The 2,241-nt window shown below is 75.5% G+C and carries 2 protein-coding genes and 1 pseudogene; 2 read left to right on the top strand and 1 reads right to left on the bottom strand.

The window, feature by feature from the left end:
- Together GT042_RS15145 and cobT are read left to right on the top strand one after the other, a co-directional pair.
- Positions 1-590 (top strand): bifunctional adenosylcobinamide kinase/adenosylcobinamide-phosphate guanylyltransferase (locus tag GT042_RS15145; RefSeq protein WP_237530816.1); only part of this gene is annotated, 590 nt, incomplete at its 5' end.
- Between the two features lie 85 nt (positions 591-675).
- Positions 676-1,776, top strand: a complete 1,101-nt coding sequence (gene cobT / locus GT042_RS15150; protein WP_161309237.1) for a nicotinate-nucleotide--dimethylbenzimidazole phosphoribosyltransferase — start codon at positions 676-678, stop codon at positions 1,774-1,776.
- A 37-nt stretch (positions 1,777-1,813) separates the two neighbouring features.
- Here cobT and GT042_RS15155 read toward each other — a convergent pair.
- Positions 1,814-2,241 (bottom strand): annotated as a pseudogene (locus GT042_RS15155) (hypothetical protein); the annotation flags it as partial.

The raw sequence follows: 2,241 nt of genomic DNA on the forward strand, positions 1-2,241 counted from the left end.
CCGACGGGACGACGGTGACGGTCGGCGCGTACCGCGCGGTGCCCCAGGTGCCGCGCCGCACGCTGGTGACGGGCGGGGCCCGGTCGGGCAAGTCGTGGGAGGCGGAACGGCGGCTGGCCACGTTCCCCGGAGTGGTGTACGTGGCGACCGGCGGCGGCCGGGACGGCGACGCGGAGTGGGACGCGCGGGTACGGGCCCACCGGGAGCGCAGGCCGGGCAGCTGGCGGACGGTCGAGACCCGCGACCTGGTGCCGCTGCTCGCGCGGGAGGGGCCGCCGCTGCTGATCGACTGTCTGTCGCTGTGGCTGACGGACGCGATGGACCGGGTGGACGCGTGGAACGAGGAGGCGTGGGAGCCGGGGGGCCGCCGGGCGCTGCGGGAACGGACGGCGGAGCTGGTCGCGGCGGTCCGCGCCACCCCGCGCACGGTGGTCCTGGTGACGAACGAGGTCGGCTCGGGCATCGTCCCCGCGCACGTCTCGGGCCGCCTGTTCCGCGACGAACTGGGCCGTCTGAACGCGGCGGTCGCCGAGGAGTGCGAACACGTCCTGCTGGTGGTGGCGGGGCAGTCCTTGACGCTACGGGGGTGAGGCGGGGGCGCCCCGGGGCCGAGACGCGGGCGCCCCCCGATCCCACCGCCGGTCAACGACGGCCCCGTTCGCTAATGTTCGGGCAATGAGCTCGCTTAATCTCGACGACTTCTCCGATCTGATCGAGCGCCCCGACGGCGGTACCCGGCGTGACGCCGAGGAACGCCGGGAGCGGCTGGTCGTGCCGCCCGGGGCCCTCGGGCGCCTCGACGAGCTGGGCGAGTGGCTCTCCGCCGCGCAGGGGTCGGTCCCGGTCAGGGCGATCCGGCAGCCGCGCGCGGTGGTGTTCGCCGGCGACCACGGGGTGGCCTCGCTGGACGTCTCGGGACGCCCCGCCGGCAGCGCGCACGAGCTGGTGCGGGCGATGCTGGAGGGCGAGAGCCCCGCCGCCGTGCTGGCCCGCGGGGCGGGCGTGCCGGTGCGGATCGTCGACGCCGGCCTGGACTGCGAACCCGGGCTGCTGCCCGACGAGGTCGTACGGCACCGGGTGCGGCGCGGCAGCGGCCGTATCGACGTCGAGAACGCGCTGACGGTCGAGGAGGCCGAGGAGGCCGTACGCCTCGGCATGCGGATCGCCGACGAGGAGGCGGACTCAGGTACGGATCTGCTCGTCCTGGGCGACCTGAGCGTCGGCGGTACGACTCCGGCCTCCACCCTGATCGCCGCCCTGTGCGGCACGGACGCCTCGGTGGTCACGGGACGCGGTGGCGCGGGCATCGACGACCTGGCGTGGATGCGCAAGTGCGCGGCGGTCCGGGACGCGCTGCGCCGGGCGCGGCCGGTCCTCGGCGACCAGCTGGAGCTGCTGGCGACGGTGGGCGGCGCGGACCTGGCGGCGATGACGGGCTTCCTGCTCCAGAGCGCGGTGCGCCGGGTGCCGGTGGTCCTGGACGGCGTGGTGTCGGCGGCGTGTGCGCTGGTCGGCCAGCGGGCGGCGTTCCGCGCGCCCGACTGGTGGCTGGCGGGTCACCTGAGCGGCGAGCCCGCCCAGGCGAAGGCGCTGGACCGGATGGCGCTGGTGCCGCTGCTCGACCAGGGCGTGACGGTCGGCGAGGGTACGGGGGCGCTGCTCGCCCTGCCCCTGGTCCAGGCGGCGGCGGCCCTGGCGGCGGAGCTGCCGGAGGCGCCCCTGTCCCCCGCTCCCGAGAAGGACGCGGAGGACGAGGCGGAGGAAGAGACCAACTGACCTCGCGCCCGCCCTCGTACCGGCGCACGCGGACCCCTCAGCGCGGGGTCCGCGCCGGGTCCGGGGTGGGGGCGCCGCCGATCAGGTCCTGGAAGCGGCGTCGCGGGCCCACCCAGCGTTTGTCGTGGTGGTAGGCGCGCAACGTGCTTCTCGCCCGCTTCTTGTGGCGCTCCCGGTAGAAGCGTTTGGCCCAGGGCGAGCCCGGCCGCGCCAGCCGGATCGCGCCCGTCAGCGCCACGAACGGCACCAGCGTGCCGACCAGCGCCATGCGCAGCTTGCCCTTGAACGCCGCGATCAGCACGAACGCGAAGTTGACGAGGAGCGTGACGATCACCGACGCCCGGTTCTCCTGCTGCTGGGTCGTCAGGGAGTTGACCTCCACCGGCGAGAACCCGCTGAGCACCAGCAGCGCCAGCGCCGCCGCCGTGACCACCACCTCCACGCTCTGGCGGCCCTGTTCGGACC

Source organism: Streptomyces sp. SID3212, assembly GCF_009865405.1.
GTDB lineage: Bacteria > Actinomycetota > Actinomycetes > Streptomycetales > Streptomycetaceae > Streptomyces.